19 protein-coding genes are annotated in these 22849 nt (G+C 70.7%); 7 read left to right on the forward strand and 12 right to left on the reverse strand.

Annotated elements, in window-relative coordinates:
- Positions 1–9: 9 nt before the first annotated feature.
- Both ACVHNB_RS12040 and ACVHNB_RS12045 read right to left on the reverse strand, forming a co-directional pair.
- Entirely contained in the window at positions 10–1098 is a 1089-nt protein-coding gene (locus tag ACVHNB_RS12040; RefSeq protein ID WP_456228024.1) for an ADP-ribosylglycohydrolase family protein, read from the reverse strand.
- Positions 1099–1138: 40 nt separating this feature from the next.
- On the reverse strand, positions 1139–2839 hold the full coding sequence (locus ACVHNB_RS12045; RefSeq protein ID WP_428951374.1) for a BCCT family transporter: 1701 nt from the start codon (positions 2837–2839) through the stop codon (positions 1139–1141).
- A 155-nt stretch (positions 2840–2994) separates the two neighbouring features.
- On the opposite strand from ACVHNB_RS12045, the gene ACVHNB_RS12050 reads away from it, so the two are divergent.
- Together ACVHNB_RS12050 and ACVHNB_RS12055 are read left to right on the forward strand one after the other, a co-directional pair.
- Positions 2995–4146, forward strand: coding sequence for a glycerate kinase (locus ACVHNB_RS12050; RefSeq protein WP_456228025.1), 1152 nt, complete (start codon positions 2995–2997; stop codon positions 4144–4146).
- A 310-nt stretch (positions 4147–4456) separates the two neighbouring features.
- Positions 4457–5185, forward strand: a complete 729-nt coding sequence (locus ACVHNB_RS12055; RefSeq protein ID WP_456228026.1) for a class I SAM-dependent methyltransferase — start codon at positions 4457–4459, stop codon at positions 5183–5185.
- Here ACVHNB_RS12055 and ACVHNB_RS12060 read toward each other — a convergent pair.
- On the reverse strand, positions 5174–6370 hold the full coding sequence (locus ACVHNB_RS12060; RefSeq protein ID WP_428951371.1) for a PucR family transcriptional regulator: 1197 nt from the start codon (positions 6368–6370) through the stop codon (positions 5174–5176). The genes ACVHNB_RS12055 and ACVHNB_RS12060 overlap by 12 nt on opposite strands.
- A gap of 225 nt (positions 6371–6595) precedes the next feature.
- On the opposite strand from ACVHNB_RS12060, the gene ACVHNB_RS12065 reads away from it, so the two are divergent.
- Genes ACVHNB_RS12065 through ACVHNB_RS12085 form a run of 5 tightly spaced genes read left to right on the forward strand, consistent with a single transcriptional unit; the run spans position 6596 to position 11543 of the window.
- Positions 6596–7420: an ABC transporter ATP-binding protein gene (locus tag ACVHNB_RS12065; protein ID WP_428951370.1), complete on the forward strand. Its 825-nt coding sequence runs from the start codon at positions 6596–6598 to the stop codon at positions 7418–7420.
- The gene (locus ACVHNB_RS12070) at positions 7417–8244 is read left to right on the forward strand and encodes an ABC transporter ATP-binding protein (protein ID WP_428951369.1); all 828 of its coding nucleotides are present in this window, start codon (positions 7417–7419) and stop codon (positions 8242–8244) included. Before ACVHNB_RS12065 ends, ACVHNB_RS12070 begins: the two co-directional genes overlap by 4 nt.
- Positions 8241–9131, forward strand: a complete 891-nt coding sequence (locus ACVHNB_RS12075) for a branched-chain amino acid ABC transporter permease (protein ID WP_428951368.1) — start codon at positions 8241–8243, stop codon at positions 9129–9131. The genes ACVHNB_RS12070 and ACVHNB_RS12075 overlap by 4 nt, the downstream gene beginning before the upstream one ends.
- On the forward strand, positions 9124–10269 hold the full coding sequence (locus tag ACVHNB_RS12080; protein WP_456228027.1) for a branched-chain amino acid ABC transporter permease: 1146 nt from the start codon (positions 9124–9126) through the stop codon (positions 10267–10269). The genes ACVHNB_RS12075 and ACVHNB_RS12080 overlap by 8 nt, the downstream gene beginning before the upstream one ends.
- Positions 10266–11543, forward strand: a complete 1278-nt coding sequence (locus ACVHNB_RS12085; RefSeq protein WP_428951366.1) for an ABC transporter substrate-binding protein — start codon at positions 10266–10268, stop codon at positions 11541–11543. Before ACVHNB_RS12080 ends, ACVHNB_RS12085 begins: the two co-directional genes overlap by 4 nt.
- Before the next feature lie 145 nt (positions 11544–11688).
- On the opposite strand, the gene pssA is transcribed toward ACVHNB_RS12085, so the two are convergent.
- From pssA to ACVHNB_RS12130, 9 genes are all read right to left on the reverse strand, one after another.
- Positions 11689–12507: a CDP-diacylglycerol--serine O-phosphatidyltransferase gene (pssA, locus tag ACVHNB_RS12090; protein WP_428957486.1), complete on the reverse strand. Its 819-nt coding sequence runs from the start codon at positions 12505–12507 to the stop codon at positions 11689–11691.
- 22 nt (positions 12508–12529) lie between these two features.
- Positions 12530–13186 carry a phosphatidylserine decarboxylase gene (locus ACVHNB_RS12095; RefSeq protein WP_428951365.1) on the reverse strand — a complete coding sequence of 219 codons (657 nt, stop codon included), beginning with the start codon at positions 13184–13186 and terminating at the stop codon, positions 12530–12532.
- Positions 13187–13369: 183 nt separating this feature from the next.
- Complete coding sequence (locus ACVHNB_RS12100; RefSeq protein ID WP_428951364.1) at positions 13370–14575, reverse strand: acyl-CoA dehydrogenase family protein; 1206 nt, start codon at positions 14573–14575, stop codon at positions 13370–13372.
- Complete coding sequence (locus ACVHNB_RS12105; RefSeq protein WP_428951363.1) at positions 14575–15087, reverse strand: MaoC family dehydratase; 513 nt, start codon at positions 15085–15087, stop codon at positions 14575–14577. Before ACVHNB_RS12105 ends, ACVHNB_RS12100 begins: the two co-directional genes overlap by 1 nt.
- 5 nt (positions 15088–15092) lie before the next feature.
- Positions 15093–16052 carry an HpcH/HpaI aldolase/citrate lyase family protein gene (locus ACVHNB_RS12110; protein WP_456228028.1) on the reverse strand — a complete coding sequence of 320 codons (960 nt, stop codon included), beginning with the start codon at positions 16050–16052 and terminating at the stop codon, positions 15093–15095.
- The gene (locus ACVHNB_RS12115; protein ID WP_456228029.1) at positions 16049–18097 is read right to left on the reverse strand and encodes a protein meaA; all 2049 of its coding nucleotides are present in this window, start codon (positions 18095–18097) and stop codon (positions 16049–16051) included. Before ACVHNB_RS12115 ends, ACVHNB_RS12110 begins: the two co-directional genes overlap by 4 nt.
- Before the next feature lie 22 nt (positions 18098–18119).
- On the reverse strand, positions 18120–19457 hold the full coding sequence (ccrA, locus tag ACVHNB_RS12120; protein WP_456228030.1) for a crotonyl-CoA carboxylase/reductase: 1338 nt from the start codon (positions 19455–19457) through the stop codon (positions 18120–18122).
- Between the two features lie 592 nt (positions 19458–20049).
- Positions 20050–20880 carry a TetR family transcriptional regulator gene (locus ACVHNB_RS12125; RefSeq protein ID WP_428951360.1) on the reverse strand — a complete coding sequence of 277 codons (831 nt, stop codon included), beginning with the start codon at positions 20878–20880 and terminating at the stop codon, positions 20050–20052.
- An 85-nt stretch (positions 20881–20965) separates the two neighbouring features.
- Complete coding sequence (locus ACVHNB_RS12130) at positions 20966–22756, reverse strand: 3-hydroxyacyl-CoA dehydrogenase family protein (protein ID WP_428951359.1); 1791 nt, start codon at positions 22754–22756, stop codon at positions 20966–20968.
- Positions 22757–22849: the final 93 nt, after the last annotated feature.

Raw genomic sequence — 22849 nt, forward strand, 5'->3', positions numbered from 1 at the left:
ACGGCCGCCTCACGGTGTGTCCCAGACCTCCACCAACTCCACCGTCCGCGCCGCCAGTTCACTGATCCGCACCCCGTCGAACCCGAACACCGCACTGCGCACCCGGTCCTCCAGCGGCGCCTTCCACCGGTCGGGGATCGCCGCCGCGCCGCAGAGCACACCGGCGACGGAGCCGGCCGTCGCGCCGTTGGAGTCCGTGTCCAGGCCGCCGCGCACGGTCAGCGTCACGGTGCGGGTGAAGTCGCCGTCGCCGTAGAGCAGTCCGGCGGTGATCACCGCGGCGTTCGGGACCGTGTGGATCCAGCCGAGGCCGCCCGCCTCCTCCTCGATCGTGGCGAGCGTCTCCTCCCAGGTCAGCCGCGAGTCGTGCAGCGAGATCGTGCGGCGGACGACCCGGGCCAGCCGGCTGCTCGCCGGGATCACGGTGAGCGCCGCGTCGAGCGCGGCGCGCGGGGTCGGCGCCGTGAAGGCCGCCGACACCAGGGCCGCCGCCCACATCGCGCCGTACACGCCGTTCCCGGTGTGCGAGAGCACCGCGTCCCGGCGGGCCAGCGACGCGGCCCGGCGCGGCACCCCGGGAGACGTCCAGCCGAACACGTCCGCGCGGATCAGCGCGCCGATCCACTCCTGGTAGGGGTTGTCGTACGTCGCCGTGAGCGGCGGCTTCAGGCCGTTGGCGAGGTTGCGGTACGTGGCGCGCTCAGCGGTGAACGTCTGGAGGTAGGGCAGGCGCAGCAGCCACAACTCGCCCACCTGTTCCGTCGTGAACGCGAAGCCGTGCGTCTCCAGGAGGTGCAGGCCGAGGACCGCGTAGTCCACGTCGTCGTCGCGGCAGCTGCCGTGAATGCGTCCCCGCACGCAGCGGCGCCACTCCGGGCGCAGCGCGGACTCCACGTCGTCCGAGGGGGGTTCGGGCAGATAGTCGGTCAGCGGCAGGGCCTCGGCCTGCCGCAGATAGCGGTCGATGCGCTCGCGCGTCCACACCTCGCCCTGCTCGACCGGCTTGCCGAGCATGTTGCCCGCGATCCGGCCGAGCCAGCCGCCGAGCACACGGTCGGCGAGGACGCGTTCGGTGAGCTGGGGGCTCGTTGGCGTCATGAGTCCGGTCTACCCGCTTCCGTACATCAACTGTCAGCGCTCAACGGTCTTCCTGGTCACGGGACTTGGTCAGACGCCGCAGCCGGTGGTGGCGGTCGGCGCCCGGCGTCCGCCCGGTCATCGCGTCGCCGACCATCGCCCGTACCGCGTCCCGCAGACCGTGCAGCGCGTGCCCGCGGGCCGGGCCCGCGCCCGGGTCCTCGCGCAGCTCCTTCAGCAGCGCCCAGCACAGCGCCAGCATCACCACGACGAACGGCAGGGCCACGAGGATCGTCGCGCTCTGCAACGCGTCGAGGCCGCCCGCCACCAGCAGTACCGCCGCGACCGCCGCCATCAGCACCCCCCACATGACCACCAGCCAGGTCCGCGGGTGCAGCGCGCCCCGGCTGGTGAGCGACCCCATCACCAGGGACGCGGAGTCGGCGCTCGTGACGAAGTACGTCATGACGAGGAGCATCGCCACCCACGAGGTGAGCGTGCCGAGCGGCAGCGCGTCCAGCATCGCGAACAGCGACGCCTCCGCCCCCTCGGAGACCTTCGCCGCCATGTCGACCCGGCCCGTGGAGTCGAGGCGGATCCCGGTGCCGCCCATCACGCAGAACCACACGACGGTCGCCCCGCTCGGCACCAGCAGCACGCCCACCAGGAACTCGCGGATGCGCCGGCCCCGGGAGATCCGGGCGATGAACGTCCCCACGAACGGCGCCCACGACAGCCACCACGCCCAGTAGAAGATCGTCCATGCGCCCAGCCACGTGGAGTCCGTGAACGCGCCCGTGCGCGACGCCATCGGCAGCAGCTGATGCAGATATCCGCCGACGCTCGCCGGGATCGCGTCCAGGATGTAGACGGTCGGGCCGAGCACGAACACGAAGAGCATCAGGCAGGCGGCGAGCACGATGTTCATGGTGCTCAGCCACTTCACGCCCCTGTTCAGGCCGGAGAACGCGGAGCCGACGAAGGCCGCCCCCAGAGCGACGATGATGACGAGCTGGACCGTCGTCGTGTTCTCCACACCCGCCGTCAGGTCGAGGCCCGTGGCCACCTGCAGCGCGCCCACCCCGAGACTCGTCGCCGTGCCGAAGACCGTCGCGAAGACGGCGAGGAGATCGATGACCCGGCCGGGCCAGCCGGCCGCCCGCCGCGCGCCGATCAGCGGCACGAACACCGAACTCAGCCTGTTCCCGCGCCCCTTGCGGAACCCCGCGTAGGCGAGCGCGAGGCCCGCGATGCCGTAGATCGCCCACGGCGTGAGCGTCCAGTGGAAGAACGAGTACTCCATCGCCACCAGCGCCGCACCGCCGCTGCGGGGCTGCACGCCGCCCGCCGGGGGCGGGTTGAGGTAGTGGGTGAGCGGTTCCCCGACCCCGTAGAACATCAGCCCGATGCCCATGCCCGCGCTGAACATCATCGCGATCCACGCGAGGTTGCTGAACTCCGGGCTGGAGTCGTCGCGGCCGAGCCGGATCCGGCCGAAGCGGCTGAGCGCGAGCACCAGGCACAGCACCAGGAAGACATCGGCGGCGATCACGAACAGCCAGGCGAAGTTCGCCAGGACCCAGGACAGCGCCGTGCCCGACGCGTCCTCGAAGGACTTCTTGCCGAGGGCCGCCCAGGCCACGACCGCGAGGACGGCGACGCCGCCGATGCCGACGACGGTGAGGTCGGGGGAGTCGTCGGTCTCCGCGGGGTCCTGGCCGTGATCTTCCGGAGCGGGTTGATCGATCGTTTCCGTGCTCATGGCGCCCCACTATGACCGGGCATTGGAGGATTTAACGGCTGGGCACGCCGTTTCGTGGAGCGGACGACCATGGGCAGCGGGCCCCTCCTGCGGTTATGGTCGCAGCGGCGCGACTGCCTTGACGCGAGCAAGGCCCGAACAGCAAGGGGAGCAAGGTGGCGGACGCTGCACAGGCCGCGCGGCACGTGTTGATCGCGGCGGACAAGTTCAAGGGGTCGCTCACCGCGGTGCAGGTCGCACAGCGTGTGACAGCCGGACTGCGCCGGGTGGCGCCCGACGCCGAGATCGCGTCCGTCCCGGTCGCGGACGGCGGCGACGGTACCGTCGCTGCGGCGGTCGCGGCCGGCTTCGAGCGCCGCGAGGTGCGGGTGACCGGGCCGCTCGGCGAGCCGGTCACCGCCGCGTACGCGCTGCGCGAGGGCACGGCGGTGGTGGAGATGGCGGAGGCCTCCGGCCTCCAGCTGCTGCCCGAGGGCGTCTTCGCACCGCTCACCTCGACCACGTACGGCTCCGGCGAAGTGATCGCCGCGGCGCTCGACGCGGGCGCCCGCTCCCTCGTGTTCGGCGTCGGCGGCAGCGCCACGACGGACGGCGGCGCGGGCATGCTGGCCGCGCTCGGCGCCCGGTTCCTGGACGCGCAGGGCGCCCCGGTCGCGCCCGGCGGCGGCCCCCTCGCCACGCTGGCCTCGGCCGACCTGTCCGGCCTCGACCCCCGCCTCGCCGACGTGGACATCGTCCTCGCCAGCGACGTCGACAACCCGCTCACCGGGCCCAAGGGCGCGCCCGCCGTCTACGGCCCGCAGAAGGGCGCGACGCCCGAGGACGTCGCCGAGCTCGACGCCGCGCTCGCCCACTTCGCGAAGGTGCTCGGCGAGTCCGTCGGCCCGACGGCCCTGGAGCACGCCGAGTCGCCGGGCGCGGGCGCCGCGGGCGGCATCGGCTACGGCGCCCTGGTCGGCCTCGGCGCGAGCTTCCGCCCCGGCATCGAGGTCATGCTCGACGTCCTCGGCTTCGCCCCCGCCCTGGAGAAGGCCACGCTGGTGATCACCGGCGAGGGCTCCCTCGACGAGCAGACCCTGCACGGCAAGGCCCCCGCGGGCGTCGCCGCCGCGGCGCGCTCCGCGGGGATCGAGGTCGTCGCGGTCTGCGGCCGGCTCGCCCTGGCCCCGGAGGCCCTCGGCAAGGCCGGGATCCGCCGCGCGTACGCCCTGACGGAGGTCGAGCCGGACGTCGCCCGCTGCATCGCCGAGGCGGGGCCGATCCTGGAGGACGTGGCGGAGCGCATCGCCACGGACTTCTTGAGCTGAGGGTCGCCGGGCGCGGGGCGGGCGCCTCGACGCCGTTGTGTCCGGTGCGCCTCGGGCGTCCGCGGGTCTCGTTCTGGCCGGTCGCGCAGTTCCCCGCGCCCCTGGAGATGCGCACTGCGTGCGCCGTCTCCATCGGGGAGGGCGCGGCGAAGCCGCATGCCCTCAGGGCCGCGGGGAACTGCGCGCCCCGCCCCCACCGGGCCGCGGCCTCCCGCCCACCCCATGCCCCCACGGCGAGGCGGAGATCCTGTGAAGAAGCGGCCCCCCGGCTAGCCTTCAGCAAGCCAGCAGGACCAACGGAGGGGATTCGTTGAACCGGAACGTCCGCACCGCCGAAGACGTCCTGCGCCTGCTCGACGCCGCCTTCCCGCACGCCGGCGGAGCCGACTGGTGGGACCGGTTCTACGCGGACCGGAACCGCGACATCCCCTTCTTCGTGGACAAACCCGACGAGAACCTCGCGTCCCACCTCGACGAGGGCCCGCTCCGCCCGGAGTGCCACCGCGCGCTCGACCTGGGCTGCGGCCCCGGCCGCAACGCCGTGTACCTCGCCGCCCGCGGCTACGACGTGGACGCCGTCGACCAGTCGGCGACGGCCGTGACGTGGGGGAGGGAACGCGCCGCCGCATCGGGCGTCGACGTGCGCTTCCACCAGGGCGACCTCTTCGACGTCCCACTCCCGCACAGCACCTACGACCTGGTCTACGACTCCGGGTGCCTGCACCACCTGCCGCCGCACCGCCGCGTCAGCTACCTGGCGCTGCTCGACCGCGTCCTCGCCCCGGGCGGACACTTCGGGCTGACCTGTTTCGCCGCGGGCGCGATGGGCTCCGAGGTGCCCGACGAGGAGCTGTACCGGACCGGTGACCTGGGCGGCGGGCTCGCCTACGCACCCGACGAACTCCGGCATCTCTTCGGAGAGTTGACGGAGGTCGAGATCCGGCCCATGGCGGACCGGGGGGAGGGGTCGGTGACGTACGGGGTGCCCTACCTGCTCACCGCCCTGTTCCGCCGGCCGGAAGCCGCCTCACCCCGGTGACAACCGGTACGCATCCAGCGCCAGCGTCATCTCCATCAGATCCCGCGGCCGCGACAGCGATCGCGACGTCAGCTGCTCCAGCCGGCGCAGCCGGTTGAAGACCGTGTTGCGGTGACAGTAGAGGCGACCCGCCGCCCGGCCCGCGGAACCCTCGCAGGCCAGCCACGCGTCCAGGGTCTCCAACAGCACCGCCCGGTCGGCCGGTTCGAGGGTCAGCAGGGGACCGAAGACGCCTGACACCAGGCGCTGCGCCAGGTCCGGCTGGCTGACCACGAAAGCGGTCGGCATCCGCTGGTCCAGGCGGACGACGCCGGTCGTGTCCGGCGGGCAGGTGCGCAGGGCCAGTTCGGCAAGGCGGCGCGCGTGGCCGAGTTCGGCGAGGCCCGTGACGACGGGGCTCACCCCGCCGGGCCCCGGACAGCGGCCGTCGAGCAGCGCCGCCAGATCGTCGAGGGTGCGGCCCGCGCCGAGCGCGACCACGCCCACCTCGCAGTCCGCCCGCATCCGCCACACGAACCGGAAGTCGGGATCCTGGATCCGCCGGTGGAACGCCTCCCGCCCGTCCCGCCGCTCCACGCGCAGCACCACGACCGCGTACGGTCCGTGCTCCGGCAGGTCGAGACCGGCCGCCGCGCGCGCCGCGAGGCCCGGCGCCGGGCGGCCCTCCAGAAGGGCGTCGAGCAGGGCCTGCATCTGCTCGTCGGTGCGGCGCCGCAGCTCCAGCTCCGTGGCCCGGTACGCCTCCGACGCCGCCTCGGCCTGCGCGTCCACGGCCGCCCACACCATCGTCGCCGACCGCATCAGCGCCGAGAGCCGGTCGGGTTCGCCGCCCGCGCTCTCCATCAGGGCGTCCCAGACGAGATAGCCCGCGTTGCGGTAGGCGTGCACCAGCAGGTCCAGTGGCAGGCCCTGGCCCGCCCGGCGCCGGCCCGCCTCCTCCGCGTAGACCAGATCCCTGCGGGGCGCGTCGCGGGGCGCCGAGATCGTCTCGACGCCGATCCGCATCGCCTCCTCGGCCTCCCGCCACTGGACGTCGTACGCCAGCACCCGCGCGTACACGTCCGAGTACGCGGACAACTGCCGCAGATGCTCGTCGACCAGCTCCGGCACCCGCTCCAGCAGGGTCGTGCAGGCCTCCTTCAGCAACTTCCAGTCCTGCCCGGTGCGCTGTCTGCGTGCGCCCATCGCCCCTCCCCAACGGCTCGTAAAGCGACGGCAAAGGACTCTCCCGCTGGTGCGGAGGATGCCACCCCGCGGCCGTCCCCGGCAGGCCCCTGACACGGGGTCTTGTGCGCGCGCACAACCGAGGCGGGCGGGCGCTGGGCCCGCGCAGCGATTCCCGGGCCGCCCGTGGACGGCCCGCTCGCACGGTGCTGTCGTGAGCGCCACCGGTCCAGGGAGGGACACACAGTGACCGATGTTCAAGGGGAGGGCCTCGCCGTCGACGACGTGTCGGTCGGCTACGGCCCCGTACGCGCCCTGCGCGGCGTGACACTGGAAGTACCGCAGGGTGCCGTCGTCGCCGTGCTCGGCGGCAACGGCGCGGGCAAATCGACCCTGCTGCGCGCCGTCTCGCGCACGCTGGGCTTCCACGGCGGGACGGTCACGTCCGGCGAGGTCCGGTTCGGCGGCCGCCGGATCAGCGGACTCTCCGCCGACCGGGTCGTGGCCGCCGGGATCTGCCAAGTGCCGGAAGGACGCAGGGTGTTCGCCCGGATGACCGTCGCGGACAATCTGCGGGCCGGGGCGCTCGGCGCGACCGGCTCACGCGCCGACAAGGCGGCCGCGCTGCGCCGCGTGCACGAGCTGTTCCCGGTCCTCGCCGACCGGGCGCACCAGCGCGCCGGGCTGCTGTCCGGCGGCGAGCAGCAGATGCTGGCGGTCGCCCGCGCCCTGATGGCCGGGCCGCGCCTGCTCCTGCTGGACGAGCCGTCGCTGGGCCTCGCCCCGCTGATGGCGGCCCGCATCGCCGACACCGTCCGCGAGATCAACGCCCAGGGCGTCTCCGTGCTCCTCGTCGAGCAGAACGCCGCGCTCGCGCTGCGCCTCGCCTCGCACGCGTACGTCCTGGAGGTCGGCGAGATCACCCTGCACGGCCCGGCCGGCGAGCTCGCGGGCTCCGACGAGGTGCGCCGCCGCTACCTGGGCGTCGTCGACGAGACGGCCGCCGCGGACGCGTCCGGCGGCGCCACGCACGCGCCCGCGCTGCGGCGCTGGGAAGGAGCCCGGCCATGACGACCCCGACCGCCACCGACGTACTTCCCCTGCGCGTGCGGGACCTCACCGTCCGCTTCGCCGGGCTGACCGCCCTCGACGCCATCGGCTTCACCGTGGCACCCGGCACGGTGCACGCCGTCATCGGGCCCAACGGCGCGGGCAAGTCCACCTGCTTCAACGTCTTGTCCGGCGTCTACCGGGCCACCGCCGGCACGGTCCACCTCGGCGAGCGGGAACTCACCGGGCTGCCCCCGCACCGCATCGCCGAACTCGGGGTCGCCCGCATCTTCCAGAACCTCGCCCTGCCGCCGCGCGCCACGGTCGCCGACAGCCTGCTGCTCGGCCGCCACCGGCTGACCCGCACCGGCTTCCTCGCCGCCGGACTGCGCCTGCCCTCGGCGGTCCGCGAAGAGCGCCTGCACCGCGAACGGGTGCGGGAGATCGCCGAGTTCGTGGGCATCGACCACCAACTCGACACGCCGACCGGGGCCTTGCCCTACGGCCAGCAGAAACTCGCCGAACTCGCCCGCGCCCTGTGCATGGAGCCCCGCGTCCTGCTGCTCGACGAACCCGTCGCCGGCATGACGGCGGACGAACGGCGCCGCACCGCCGCCGTCATCGCGGGCGTCCGCGACAGCCTCGGCATCTCCATCGTCCTGGTCGAACACGACATGGGAGTCGTCATGCGCCTCGCCGACGAGGTCACGGTCCTCGACTTCGGCCGCCGGATCGCCGGCGGGCCGCCGGACCGCGTCCAGAACGACCCGGCGGTGATCCAGGCGTACCTGGGCGCACCCGCCGCGGACGAACCGAACGGCCCGAACGGAGAGACCCCCGCGTGACCACGTTCCTCGAACTCCTCCTCAACGGCCTCTCGATGGGGTCCGTGTACGCGCTCATCGCCCTCGGCTTCGTCGTCATCTTCCGCGCCACCGAGGTCGTCAACTTCGCCCACGCCTCGCTGCTGCTCGCCGGCGGCTACGTCACGGCCTCGCTCCACGACGACATCGGTTTCTGGCCCGCGCTCGGCGTCGGGATCGCCGCCGCCGCGGTCGTCGGCGCCGCCGTCGAGTTCCTCGTGATGCGGCGCTACCGCGGGCACGACCACAGCGTCCTCGCCATCGTCACCATCGGCGTCGACATCCTGCTCACCACCGAACTCACCCGGCGCCTGGGCACCGACGTCCTCGCGCTCGGCGACCCGTGGGGCGACGCCGTGCTCACCGTCGGCGGGGTGTCGATCGCCCACACCCGGATCGCGGCGTTCGTCGCCGCCGCCCTGCTCATCACCGGCTTCCTGCTCGTCTTCCGGTACACGTCGTGGGGCGTCGCGATGCGTGCCGTCGCCGAGAGCGGCGAGACGGCCGCGCTGATGGGCGTACGCCTGGGCCGGGTGTCGCTCGGCGCGTGGGCCGTGGCCGGCGGGCTCGCCGCCGTCGCCGCCCTGTTCCTCACCGTGTTCCCGACACCGGGTCTCGAACGGGCCACGTCGCTCGCCGCGCTGAAGGCCTTCCCCGCCGCCATCCTCGGCGGGCTCGACTCCACCACCGGCGCGCTCGTCGGCGGCCTCGTCGTCGGCGTCACGGAGTCCCTCGCCACCGGCTACCAGAGCGAACTCGCCTTCATGGGACGGGGACTCGGCGACGTGGCGCCCTATCTCGTGATGACCGTGATTCTCCTGCTGCGGCCCTCGGGGCTCTTCGGCACGAAGGAGCTCGCCCGTGTCTGACACCCTCGCCACCGGGGCCCGGCCCGAGGCCCCACCGGCGCACGGCGGCTCCGTCCGTACGCTCCTCGGGCGCCGCCGCACCTACGCGGCCGCCGCCGGGGCGCTCCTGCTCCTGGCCCTGCCGTTCTACCTCGACCGGTTCTGGCTGCAGGCCGGCCTGTTCGCCATGGCCGCCGCCATCGGCGCCATCGGCCTGAACCTGCTCACCGGCGCCACCGGCCAGCTCTCCATGGGCCACGCCTTCTTCCTCGCCGTCGGCGCCTACGGGTACTGCGTGTTCGCGGGCGAGGGCGGACAGCCGGTCGACGGGCTCGGGCTGCCGCCGTGGCTCGCCGCCGTCCTCGCGGTGCTCGTCGCCGGCGTCGCGGGCGGCCTGTTCAGCCCCATCGCGGGCCGCCTCAAAGGCGCGTACCTCGGCATCGCGACGCTCGCCCTGATCTTCATCGGACAGCACGTCCTGTTCAACGCCGAGGACCTGACCGGTGGCGCCAACGGCCGCGACGTACCCGCCATGAGCCTGTTCGGCCTCACCTTCGACGACAGTGAACTGACCGTGGCCAATGTGCCGTTCGGGTCCTCGGAGAAGCTGTGGTACCTGGGGCTGCTGCTCCTGCTCGGCTGCGGACTCTTCGCCCGCGGCGTGCTGCGCGGGCGGCCCGGCCGCGCCATGAACGCGATCCGCGACCACCGCATCGCCGCCGGCGTCCTCGGCGTCCCCGTCGCCCGCTACCGCGGCGCCGTCTTCGTCCTGTCGTCGATGTACGCGGGCCTGGCGGGGGTGCTGATCGCCCTCGTCTTCCAGCGCACGGTGCCGGACTACTTCGGCATCACGCTCTCCCTCGAGTACCTCGCCATGATCGTCATCGGCGGTCTCGGGTCCGTGGCGGGCGCGGTCGTGGGCGCCACGTTCGTCTCGCTGCTGCCCCAGATCCTCACCCGCTACAGCGACGCCCTGCCCCTCGTCTCGGCCCCCGGCACCGGCGGCATCGCCCCCGGCGAGGCCGCCCGCTACCTCTACGGCGCCGCCGTCGTGGCAGTGGTCCTGTTCCTGCCCGGCGGCCTGGGATCCGTCTGGAGACGGACCCCGGTACGGCTCGCCGCCCGGCGCGCCCGGAAACACCCTCAGGAGGAGTCATGATCGCCCGAACCGGCCCCACCCGCACGCTCACGGTGACCGCCGTGGCCGCGCTGCTCGCGCTCACCGCCGCGTGCAGCTCCAAGGCCAAGGACGGAGGAGGCGACGACAAGCAGAGTGCGGGCGGGGTGAAGACCGGCCAGGGCATCTCCGGCAAGACGATCAACCTCGGCGTCCTCACCGACATGACCGGCGTGTACGCCACGCTCGGCAAGAGCGTCACCCAGGCCCAGCAGCTGTACGTGAAGCAGGTCAACGGCGACGGCGGGATCTGCGGCTACGAGCTGAAGCTGACCGTCCGCGACCACGGCTACGACCCGCAGAAGGCCGTCGCCGGATACACCGAGCTCGCGCCCAAGGTCCTCGGCTTCACCCAGTTCATCGGCTCGCCGTTCGTCGCCGCCGTCGAGAAGCGCATCACCGACCAGGACAAGGCGCTCGTCCTGCCGCAGGCCTGGTCGTCGAATCTGCTCGGCAGCCCGTACGTCCGCGTCATCGGATCGACGTACGACATCGAGACGATCAACGCGATCGACTTCCTGATGCAGGAGAAGGGCCTGAAGAAGGGCGACAAGCTCGGCCACGTCTACTTCGAGGGCGACTACGGCGAGAGCGCCCTCAAGGGCTCGACGTACATGGCGAAGGAAGCCGGCCTCACCGTCGTCGAGCAGAAGATCAAGCCCACCGACAACGACATGACCGCGCAGGTCGCCGCCCTGAAGAAGGCGGGCGTCAAGGGCATCGTGATCAGCGCGGGCCCGCGTCAGGCCGCCTCGCTGGTCGGCGTCGCGGCCGCCGCGAAGCTGAACGTGCCGGTCATCGGCAACAACTCGGCGTTCGCCCCGCAGCTCCTCGGCACCCAGGCCGGACCGGCGCTGCTCGCCAACTACTACGTGGCGTCCCCGTCGCTGCCCATCGGCGGCTCCACGGAGGAGGCGAAGAAGCTCGTCGCCGACTACCGCGAGGCGTACCCGAAGGACGGCCTCGACAACGGCGTCGTGGCCGGCTGGACCGCGGCGGCCGTCTTCGGCGAGGCGCTGAAGAAGGCGTGCGAGTCCAAGGACCTCACCCGTGAGGGCGTCGACAAGGCGCTGCTGTCCCTCAGCGCCTACGACATGGGGTTCGGGGTCAGCCAGGACTTCAGCGACCCGAAGGCCCCGTCCTCGCACGAGTCGGTGATCCTGCGCCCCGACAAGGGCACCGTCGGCGGCCTGAAGGTCGTCCGTGAGCCCGGCGAGTCGGCGCAGGCCAAGCAGTACCAGCCCTCGGCGGGCTGAGAGCCGGCACCGGGGCCGGTGAGGCCCGCGCGGCAGCAGGAGGCCGCGCGGGCCTCACCCCGGCGGCAGAAGCCGTCACAGGAACGCTGAAGGGCCCGGAGCCGATATCGGCTCCGGGCCCTTCAGGCACGTACGGGAAGCGGTGCTACGGCAGCTGGGCCGCTCGCGCCTCGCGTCGGTTGTCCCGGAAGTTGTTCACCCTCCGGGCCGTCGCGAACAGCGGGATGACCGCGCCGAGGACGAGCTGCAGCGCGCAGCCGGTCGCGAGGAGCAGCTGACCGCCCGGGGCGTCGAACGCCCACGCCGCCAGCAGACCCATGCTGAGCACGATCCACGACAGCATCGCGACCGCGAGGCGGCCCCGCGGCTTCGGGTACTCGACGCGGCTCACCATCAGCCACGCGGTGCCGATGATCGCGAGCAGCGTCGCCACGAAGGGCAGCTCCAGCAGCACGATCGAGACGACGGTCAGCGCGCCGAACGGCGACGGCATGCCCTGGAAGGTGCCGTCCTTCACGGTCACGCAGGAGAACCGCGCAAGCCGCAGCACCACCGCCAGGAGCACCACGATGGCGCCCACCGCCGCGACCCTCTGGTGCGCGTCGTCGGCGACCATGCCGTAGACGAGCACGAAGTACGCCGGGGCGAGGCCGAAGCTGATCAGGTCGGACAGGTTGTCCAGCTCGGCGCCCATCGGCGACGAGCGCAGCTTGCGGGCCACCAGACCGTCGAACAGGTCGAAGATCGCGGCGGCGAGCATCAGGATCACGGCGGTGGCGGCGGAGTGCCGGGCCATGCCGGAGTCGTTGCTGCCCTGGATGTGCGGGATCAGGATGCCGGTCGTCGTGAAGTAGACCGCCATGAAGCCGCACGTGGCGTTGCCGAGCGTCAGGGTGTCCGCTATCGACAGGCGCAGTGAGAGCGGCATCTCCTCCGCGTCGTCCGCCTCGTCCGTCTCGGGCACCCAGCCGGCCTGGGTCTCGGGGTCAGTCACGGTCAATGCGAGTCACCCCAGCCACCGTCTTCTGGCCCACCTCGACGTCCACCTCGACCCCTTCGGGGAGGTAGATGTCGACGCGCGAACCGAACCGGATCAGACCGATGCGCTCGCCCTGCTCCACCTTCGTGCCCTGGGGGATGTACGGCACGATGCGGCGGGCCACGGCACCGGCGATCTGGATCATCTCAATGTCACCGAGCTCGGTGTCGAAGTGCCAGACGACGCGCTCGTTGTTCTCGCTCTCCTTGTTGAACGCCGGGACGAACCCGCCCGGGATGTGTTCAACGGACGTCACGGTGCCGGCCAGGGGCGCACGGTTCACGTGGACGTTCAGCGGGCTCATGAAGATCGCGACGCGGGTGCGACCGTCCTTCCACGGCATGATGCTCTGCACCACGCCGTCGGCCGGGGAGATGACCCGGCCCTGGGCGATCTCGCGCTCGGGGTCGCGGAAGAACCACAGCATGCCGGCCGCCAGAGCGGTGGTCGGGACGGCGAGTGCTGCTGCCTTCTTGGAGCGGCGCGAACGGGCCAGGCTGAGGGCAGCCGTGGCGACGGTCGGGAGAAGCCACGGCGAGGCTCCGCGCGCAAGACGTCCCTTCAGGACGCCGTCGCGTGGTGCAGAGGTTTGGCTGTGGGGCATGGATGACCTTCGTAGCGGATGAGGCCGCGCTGGTTACGGGGGGACGGCGGCTTTTCCGGGGATGCTATCGGTTGCGAGCCACAACTGGGCAAGCCAGGAAGCCGAGTCGGCGGCCGAAGAGTGTTGACGGGGTGTGATCTTCTTCGCGAAGAAAACACCCCGAAACAGGACATCTCACCAGGCTCAGCCCTGGAATCGATACTCTTCGAGCAACCGACGACCAATGATCATTTTCTGGATTTCGGCGGTACCTTCACCGATCAGCAGCATGGGTGCCTCACGGTACAGACGCTCGATCTCGTACTCCTTCGAGAACCCGTATCCACCGTGAATCCGGAACGCGTCCTCCACGACTTCTTTGCAGTATTCGGAGGCCAGGTACTTGGCCATTCCTGCTTCGAGGTCGTTTCGTTCCCCGGAGTCCTTTTTGCGTGCTGCATTCACCATCATCGCATGGGCGGCCTCGACCTTGGTAGCCATCTCGGCCAACTTGAACTGGATCGCCTGGTGCTGTGCGATCTGCTTGCCGAAAGTGTGGCGTTGCTGGGCATAGGAGACTCCCAGCTCAAATGCACGCTGCGCGACCCCGCAACCACGCGCCGCGACATTTACCCGCCCGACCTCGACGCCGTCCATCATTTGGTAAAACCCTCGGCCCGTCCGCCCGCCGAGTACACGATTGGCCGGAATGCGTAGCCCGTCCATGATCAATTCGGTGGTGTCGACGCCCTTGTAGCCCATCTTGTCGATCTTCCCGGGGATCGTGAGGCCGGGCCGGACCTCTCCGAAACCGGGCTCCTTCTCCACGAGGAAGGTCGTCATCGACTTGTGCGGGGCCGTGCCCTCGGGATGACCTTCGTCACTTCGCGTGAGAACCGCCACAAGCGTTGACGTGCCGCCGTTCGTCAACCACATCTTCTGGCCGTTCAGGACGTACTCGTCGCCGTCCTTGACCGCCTTCGACGAGATCGCCGACACATCGGAGCCGAGAGCCGGCTCGGACATCGAGAACGCGCCGCGCACCTCGCCGAGCGCCATCCGCGGAAGGAAGTACTCCTTCTGCTCCTGCGTCCCGTGCTGCTTGAGCATGTACGCCACGATGAAGTGCGTGTTGATGATGCCGGAGACCGACATCCAGCCGCGCGCGATCTCCTCCACGCACAGCGCGTACGTCAGCAGCGACTCGCCCAGACCCCCGTACTCCTCGGGGATCATGAGACCGAACAGGCCCAACTCCTTGAGCCCGTCGACGATCGCTTGCGGGTACTCGTCGCGGTGCTCCAGCTCCGTCGCGACCGGGATGATCTCCTTGTCCACGAAGTCCCGCACGGTGGACAGGATTTCCTGCTGCACGTCGGTCAGGCCGTGGGTCTGGGCGAGTCGGCTCATCACTTCTCCTGGGACTTGAGCTCGGGGCGGCCGGGCTGCTCGCCGCCGCGCTCCTTGATGTACGTCTCGGTGGGCACCATCACCTTGCGGCGGAAGACGCAGACGAGCGTGCCGTCCTGCTTGTAGCCCTTGGTCTCGACGTACACGATCCCGCGGTCCGACTTCGACTTCGAGGGCGTCTTGTCGAGGACCGTCGTCTCGCCGTAGATCGTGTCGCCGTGGAAGGTCGGCGCCACGTGCTTCAGCGACTCGATCTCCAGGTTGGCGATCGCCTTCCCGGAGACGTCCGGCACCGACATGCCGAGCAGCAGCGAGTAGATGTAGTTGCCGACGACGACGTTCTTCCCGAAGTCGGTCGTCCTCTCCGCATAGTTGGTGTCCATGTGGAGCGGGTGGTGGTTCATCGTCAGGAGACAGAAGAGGTGGTCGTCGTACTCCGTGACCGTCTTCCCGGGCCAGTGCTTGTAGACGTCCCCGACGGTGAACTCTTCATAGGTGCGGCCGAACTGCATGTGTCTTACGCCTCCGGGGCCTCGAACGTGCTGGTGCGCTGCATGCCGGCGGCCCGGCCCTTGCCGGAGATGACCAGGGCCATCTTGCGGCTGGCCTCGTCGATCATCTCGTCGCCGAGCATCGCGGAGCCCTTCTTGCCGCCCGCCTCGGACGTGTAGTAGTCGTACGCGTCCAGGATCAGCTCGGCGTGGTCGAAGTGCTCCTGCGACGGCGAGAAGATCTCGTTGGCCGCCTCGACCTGGCCGGGGTGCAGCACCCACTTGCCGTCGAAGCCGAGCGCCGCGGCACGCCCCGCGACCTCGCGGAAGCCGTCGACGTTGCGGATCTGGAGGTAGGGGCCGTCGATCGCCTGGAGGTCGTTCGCGCGGGCCGCCATCAGGATCTTCATGAGGATGTAGTGGTACGCGTCGGCGCCGTAGCCGGGCGGCTGCTCGCCGACGACCAGCGACTTCATGTTGATGGAGGCCATGAAGTCGGCCGGGCCGAAGATGATCGTCTCGATGCGCGGCGAGGCCTCGGCGATCGCGTTGACGTTGTTCAGGCCCTGCGCGTTCTCGATCTGCGCCTCGATGCCGATCTTGCCGACCTCGAAGCCCATCGTCTTCTCGATCTGCGTCAGCAGCAGGTCCAGCGCCACGACCTGGTCGGCCGTCTGCACCTTCGGCAGCATGATGCAGTCGAGGTTCTGCCCCGCGCCCTCGACGACGGTCACGACGTCGCGGTACGTCCACTCGGTCGTCCAGTCGTTGACCCGCACGACCCGCGTCTTGCCCGTCCAGTCGCCCTCGTTGAGGAACTTGACGATGGTGTGCCGGGCCTCCGGCTTGGCGAGCGGCGCGCAGGCGTCCTCCAGGTCGAGGAAGACCTGGTCGGCCGCCAGACCCTGGGCCTTCTCCAGGAAGCGGGGGTTGCTTCCGGGCACCGCGAGGCAGGAGCGGCGCGGGCGGAGACGGTTCACAGTCATGCGGGGACCTCCAGTGGGTCGAGCTGGTTCGCTAGCCGGATCTCGTCGACGATACGGCCGATGATCTCCGTGATGCCGAAGTCCTTGGGGGTGAAGACGGCGGCGACTCCCGCCCGCTTCAGGTCCTCGGCGTCGGCGTTGGGGATGATGCCCCCGACGATCACGGGGATGTCGGGGGCGCCCGCCTCGCGCAGCCGGGCGAGCACGTCCGGCACCAGTTCGGCGTGCGACCCGGAGAGGATCGACAGGCCGACGCAGTGCACGTCCTCGGCGAGCGCGGCGGACACGATCTGTTCCGGGGTGAGCCGGATGCCCTGGTAGACCACCTCGAACCCGGCGTCCCGGGCACGGACGGCGATCTGCTCGGCACCGTTGGAGTGCCCGTCCAGGCCGGGCTTGCCGACGAGCAGGCGCAGCTTGCCGCCGAGCTCGTCGCCGGTGCGGCGGACCTTCTCGCGGACCTGGGCGAGCGGCGTGCCCTCCTCCGCGGTGACCGCGACCGGCGCCGACGAGACCCCGGTGGGCGCCCGGAACTCGCCGAACACCTCGCGCAGCGCCTCGGACCACTCGCCGGTCGTGACCCCGGCGCGGGCGCACTCGAGCGTGGCCTCCATGAGGTTCTCCGTGCCGGCCGCGGCCTCCTTCAGGCGCTCCAGGGCCTGCTGGGTGGTCGGGTAGTGGAACGGGTCGCCCATGCCCTGCCGGTCGCTCGACTCCTGACGCGTGGTGCGCCAGTCGCCGATCGCCCGCACGACCCGCGCCTCGACCTGGTGGTCGACCGTCATGATCGCGGCGTCCAGATCGGCGGTGAGCGGGTTCGGCTCGGTCGACTCGTAGATGTTGACGCCGACGATCTTCTCCTCGCCGCCCTCGATCCGGGCCCGGCGCTCGGCGTGCGAGGAGACGAGCTGCGACTTGAGGTAGCCCGACTCGACGGCGGCCATCGCGCCGCCCATCTCCTGGATCCGGTCGATCTCGGCGAGGGACTCCGCGACCAGCGCGTCGACCTTCTTCTCGATGACGTGCGAGCCGGCGAAGATGTCCTCGTACTCCAACAGGTCGCTCTCATGGGCGAGGACCTGCTGGATCCGCAGCGACCACTGCTGGTCCCAGGGGCGGGGCAGGCCCAACGCCTCGTTCCACGCCGGGAGCTGGACGGCGCGAGCGCGTGCGTCCTTCGACAGCGTCACGGCCAGCATCTCCAGGACGATCCGCTGGACGTTGTTCTCCGGCTGCGCCTCGGTGAGGCCCAGCGAGTTGACCTGGACCCCGTACCGGAAGCGGCGCTGCTTCGCGTTCTCGATGCCGTACCGCTCGCGCGTGATCTGGTCCCAGATCCGCCCGAACGCCCGCATCTTGCACATCTCCTCGATGAAGCGGACACCCGCGTTCACGAAGAAGGAGATGCGGGCCACGACGTCCCCGAACTTCTCGGCGGGGACCTGCCCTGAGTCGCGTACGGCATCGAGAACGGCGATGGCGGTGGACATCGCGTACGCGATCTCCTGGACCGGTGTGGCCCCCGCCTCCTGAAGGTGGTACGAGCAGATGTTGATCGGGTTCCACTTGGGGATGTGGGACACCGTGTAGGCGATCATGTCGGTCGTCAGACGCAGGGAGGGCCCCGGCGGGAAGACGTGCGTCCCGCGCGACAGGTACTCCTTGACGATGTCGTTCTGCGTCGTGCCCTGGAGCGTGGCGATGTCCGCGCCCTGCTCCTCCGCGACGACCTGATAGAGCGCCAGAAGCCACATGGCCGTGGCGTTGATGGTCATCGAGGTGTTCATCTGCTCCAGGGGGATGTCCTGGAACAGACGCCGCATGTCACCGAGGTGCGAGACCGGCACGCCGACCCGGCCGACCTCGCCGCGGGCGAGGATGTGGTCCGGGTCGTAGCCCGTCTGGGTCGGCAGGTCGAACGCGACCGACAGACCCGTCTGGCCCTTGGCGAGGTTGCGCCGGTACAGCTCGTTGGACGCCTCCGCCGTGGAGTGACCGGCGTAGGTGCGCATCAACCACGGCCGGTCCTTCTGACGCTCAGTCATGAGCCGTTGACCCTCCGTCGGTTCAGATGTTGCGGAAGCGGTTGATGGCGTCGATGTGCTGGGCGCGCTTCTCGTGGTCGCGCACGCCCAGGCCCTCCTCGGGAGCGAGCGCGAGGACGCCGACCTTGCCCTGGTGGAGGTTGCGGTGCACGTCGTAGGCGGCCTGCCCGGTGTCCTCCAGGGAGTAGACCTTGGAGAGCGTCGGGTGGATCTTGCCCTTGGCGATCAGACGGTTGGCCTCCCACGCCTCGCGGTAGTTGGCGAAGTGTGAGCCGATGATCCGCTTCAGCGACATCCACAGGTAGCGGTTGTCGTACTCGTGCATGTAGCCCGAGGTCGAGGCGCAGGTGGTGATGGTGCCGCCCTTGCGCGTGACGTAGACGCTGGCGCCGAAGGTCTCGCGTCCGGGGTGCTCGAAGACGATGTCGATGTCCTCGCCGCCGGTGAACTCGCGGATGCGCTTGCCGAAGCGCTTCCACTCCTTCGGGTCCTGGGTGCGCTCGTCCTTCCAGAACTTGTAGCCCTCGGCGCTGCGGTCGATGATCGCCTCGGCGCCCATCGAGCGGCAGATGTCCGCCTTCTGCTCGCTGGAGACGACACAGATCGGGTTGGCGCCGCCCGCCAGCGCGAACTGCGTGGCGTAACTGCCGAGTCCGCCGCTCGCGCCCCAGATCAGGACGTTGTCGCCCTGCTTCATGCCGGCGCCGTTGCGGGAGACGAGCTGACGGTAGGCGGTCGAGTTCACGAGACCGGGAGCGGCCGCCTCCTCCCAGCTGAGGTGGTCCGGCTTCGGCATCAGCTGGTTGGACTTGACGAGCGCGATCTCGGCGAGGCCGCCGAAGTTCGTCTCGAAGCCCCAGATGCGCTGCTCGGGGTCGAGCATCGTGTCGTTGTGGCCGTCGCTCGACTCCAGCTCGACGCTCAGGCAGTGCGCGACGACCTCGTCGCCGGGGTGCCAGGCGTTGACACCGGGACCGGTGCGCAGCACGACGCCCGCGAGGTCGGAACCGATGATGTGGTACGGCAGGTCGTGGCGCTTGGTCAGCTCGCTCAGCTTGCCGTAGCGCTCCAGGAAGGCGAACGTCGACAGCGGCTCGAAGATCGAGGTCCACACCGAGTTGTAGTTCACGGAGGAGGCCATGACGGCGACCAGCGCCTCGCCCGGACCCAGCTCGGGCACCGGGACGTTGTCCAGGTGGATCGACTTGCGCGGGTCCTTCTCGCGGGTGGTGAGCCCCGCGAACATCTCCGTCTCGTCCTTGTGCACGGTGATCGCGCGGTACGAGTCGGGCAGCGGCAGGGCGGCGAAGTCGGCAGACGTGGCGGTCTGCGACTGAATCGCGTCCAGGATTTCCTTCACGGTGGTGCCTCCGGCGATGAGCGTTTTGAGGGGAACGCTGAGTCGGGGTCGGTAGATGGCTGCGGTGGTGCTGAGGGGTGTGCCGTCGGTTCGGCGGGGTGGTGCGATGGCAGCGCTTGGTGTGGCGCGGAAGGTTGCCTGTGACGCAGGCGTCCGGGCGCGCGGGCCACGGTCGGTCGCGGCTTGCGGGGACAGCCGGCGTACGGAAGTTCTCTGCACGCCGGCCGCCCGGACTCCTTCAACGTATGGCACACCGTGACAGCTGACAAGGCACTGCGTGCCATCAATTTCGCTCAGGTGAAATCTTTACGCAACAGGTGAGCGATGATCGATCATCAGTGGTCAGAGGCGGGTTACCCGTGCGTCAGGGGATCGATGATCGATCACCAGCGGGTTCGGTGGGTCCCGGGGCGTATGCAAAAGGCCCCTGATGTGGCACTGCGTGCCAGGTCAGGGGCCGGGGATCGGTGGTGTCGGTTCCGTGTCGGGTCCGTGTCGGTGAGAGGCCCCGCGGGCACGGCCGGCGTCGCGAACGGCGTGTGCTGTCACGTGGCCTGCGGCGGCGCGTGCGGGGAGAGGAGCCGGACAGGCCCTACCGGTTCCGGAGGGCTTCCTCGATGGTCCGCATGACTTCGGGAAGCGGGGCGTCCGTGCGGGCCACCGTCACCAGCACCTCGCCCGAGTGGGAGACCTGCGCGGGGGCCGGGGCGGCGGGGGTGCGACCGGCCCCGATGCCGGTGCCGAACGTGCGGCGCACGATCGCGAAGGCGTGGTCGAGCTGCGTCTCCACGTCGCCCTGGCCGCCGGCCCGCAGCCAGCGGCGCAGCACGTGGTTGTGGGCGGTGACGACGGCGGAGGCGGCGACCTCGGCGAGCAGCGGGTCGTCGTTGCCGTCGTGGTGGGCCTGCTCGTCGAAGTGGCCCAGCAGATAGCGGGTGAACAGGCGCTCGTAGCGGGCGACCGAGGCGATCTCGCGCTCGCGCAGCGTGGGTACCTCGCGGGTGAGGCGGTAGCGCTCCACGGACACCGCGGGCGAGGCGGCGTACATCTTCATGACTTCCTTGATGCCGCGGCACACCGTGTCCAGCGGGTGCTCGAGCGGCGGCGCCGCGTTCAGCACGGCCTCGGCGCGCACCAGGGTGTCGTCGTGGTCCGGGAAGATCGCCTCTTCCTTGGAGCGGAAGTGCCGGAAGAACGTGCGGCGCGCGACGCCGGCCTGCGCGGCGATCTCGTCGACCGTCGTGGCCTCGTACCCCTTCGTGGCGAAGAGCTCCATCGCCGCGGCCGCCAGCTCACGGCGCATCTTGAGCCGTTGGGCGGCAGCCCGGTTGCCCGCGGCGCTCTCCGGAGCGTCGGGCGTGGCGGAGGTACGGGAGGACTGGTCGGCCTTATGAGCGGGCGTCATGACCCGAACGTACTGCATGTACGTTCCAAAACGCTCCCCGGTAAGCGGGCCGCCCGGTGCTCCGAGCAGCCCGCCCCAGTCGGACCCGGCTCCCGACCCCGGCTCAGCGCCGGGCATATTCGCGGAAGCCACGGCCCGTCTTGCGGCCGAGGCAGCCCGCGGCCACCAGGTGTTCCAGCAGTGGCGCGGGTGCCAGACCCGGGTCGCGGAACTCGCGGTGCAGCACCTTCTCGATGGCGAGCGAGACATCCAGACCGACCACGTCGAGCAGTTCGAACGGGCCCATCGGGTATCCGCCGCCGAGCTTCATCGCGGCGTCGATGTCGTCGAGGGACGCGTAGTGCTCCTGCACCATCTTGATCGCGTTGTTCAGGTACGGGAACAGCAAAGCGTTCACGATGAACCCGGCCCGGTCGCCGCAGTCCACCGGGTGCTTGCGGATCCGATGCGTCAGATCGCGGACGGTGGCGTGCACGTCGTCCGAGGTCAGCACGGTCCGCACGATCTCGACGAGCTTCATCGCCGGGGCCGGGTTGAAGAAGTGCATGCCGATCACGTCCTGCGGGCGCGAGGTGGCGCGGGCGCAGGCGACGACGGGCAGCGACGAGGTCGTCGTGGCGAGGATCGCGCCCGGCTTGCAGACCTTGTCGAACGTCGTGAACAGCTGCTGCTTGATCTCCAGGTCCTCGGCGACGGCCTCCAGCGCCAGATCCACGTCGGCGAACGCGTCGTAGGACCCGGCGGGGGAGATGCGCGCGAGCGCCTGCTCGGCCGCCTCCGCCGTCATCCGCCCCTTGTCGACAGAGCGCGAAAGCGACTTGCCGATACGGGACTTGGCCTTCTCGGCCTTCTCCTCGCTGCGGGCGGCGAGGACGACGTCGTAGCCGGCCTTCGCGAAGACCTCGGCGATCCCGGAGGCCATCGTCCCGGAGCCGGCGACGCCGACGGACCGGATCGGGCGCGCGGGGCTCGCCGCCTGCTCCTGCGGCGCCGTCAGGGCGTCCCGCACCACGACCGGGCTGCCCGGCTCCTCGTACGTGTAGAAGCCGCGGCCCGCCTTGCGTCCGGTCAGGCCCGCCTCGCTGAGCTGCTTGAGGATCGGCGCCGGGGCGTGCAGCCGGTCGTGGGACTCCGCGTACATGGCGTCGAGGACGGTCCGCGCGGTGTCCACGCCGATGAGGTCGAGCAGCGCGAGCGGGCCCATGGGAAGCCCGCAGCCCAGCTTCATCGCCGCGTCGATGTCCTCGCGCGAGGCGTACTTGGCCTCGTACATGGCGGCCGCCTGGTTGAGGTAGCCGAACAGCAGCCCGTCGGCGACGAACCCGGGCCGGTCGCCCACCGCGACGGGCTCCTTGCCGAGTTCCAGGGCGAGATCGGTGACGGCGGCGACCGCGACGGGCGCCGTCAGCACGCTGGAGACCACCTCGACGAGCTTCATCGCGGGAGCCGGGTTGAAGAAGTGCAGACCGAGGACGCGCTCGGGCCGCGCGGAGTCGGCGGCGAGCCGCGTCACGGACAGGGCGTTGGTCCCGGTGGCCAGAACCGCCTCGGGCCGCACGATCGCGTCCAGGGCCCGGAAGATCTGCTGCTTGATCTCGTAGGACTCGGGGGCGACCTCGATCACCAGATCGGCGTCGGCCGCGGCCTGCAGGTCCGTGAACGTACGGAACCGGGCGAGCAGCTCGGCGCGCTCCTGCTCGGTGAGGTGCTCACGGCGCACCGCACGCGCCGTCGAGGTCTCCAGCGCCTGGGTGGCCCGCGCGGCGGCGGCCTCGCTGATGTCGATGCCGATGACCTCGCGCCCGGCACGGGCGAGGACCTCGGCGATACCGGTGCCCATGGTGCCGAGGCCGACGACGGCCACGGTAGAGATGCGGGACAGGGGAGCGTCCATCCGGGAACTCCAGGAGTGAGGGTGACGACTGAGGGCGCACGCCTAGACGCACAAAAGGCGTGTGGCGTACGGGAGTTGAACGTGCCGCTTACA

It is taken from the genome of Streptomyces sp. YJ-C3 (assembly GCF_053891275.1).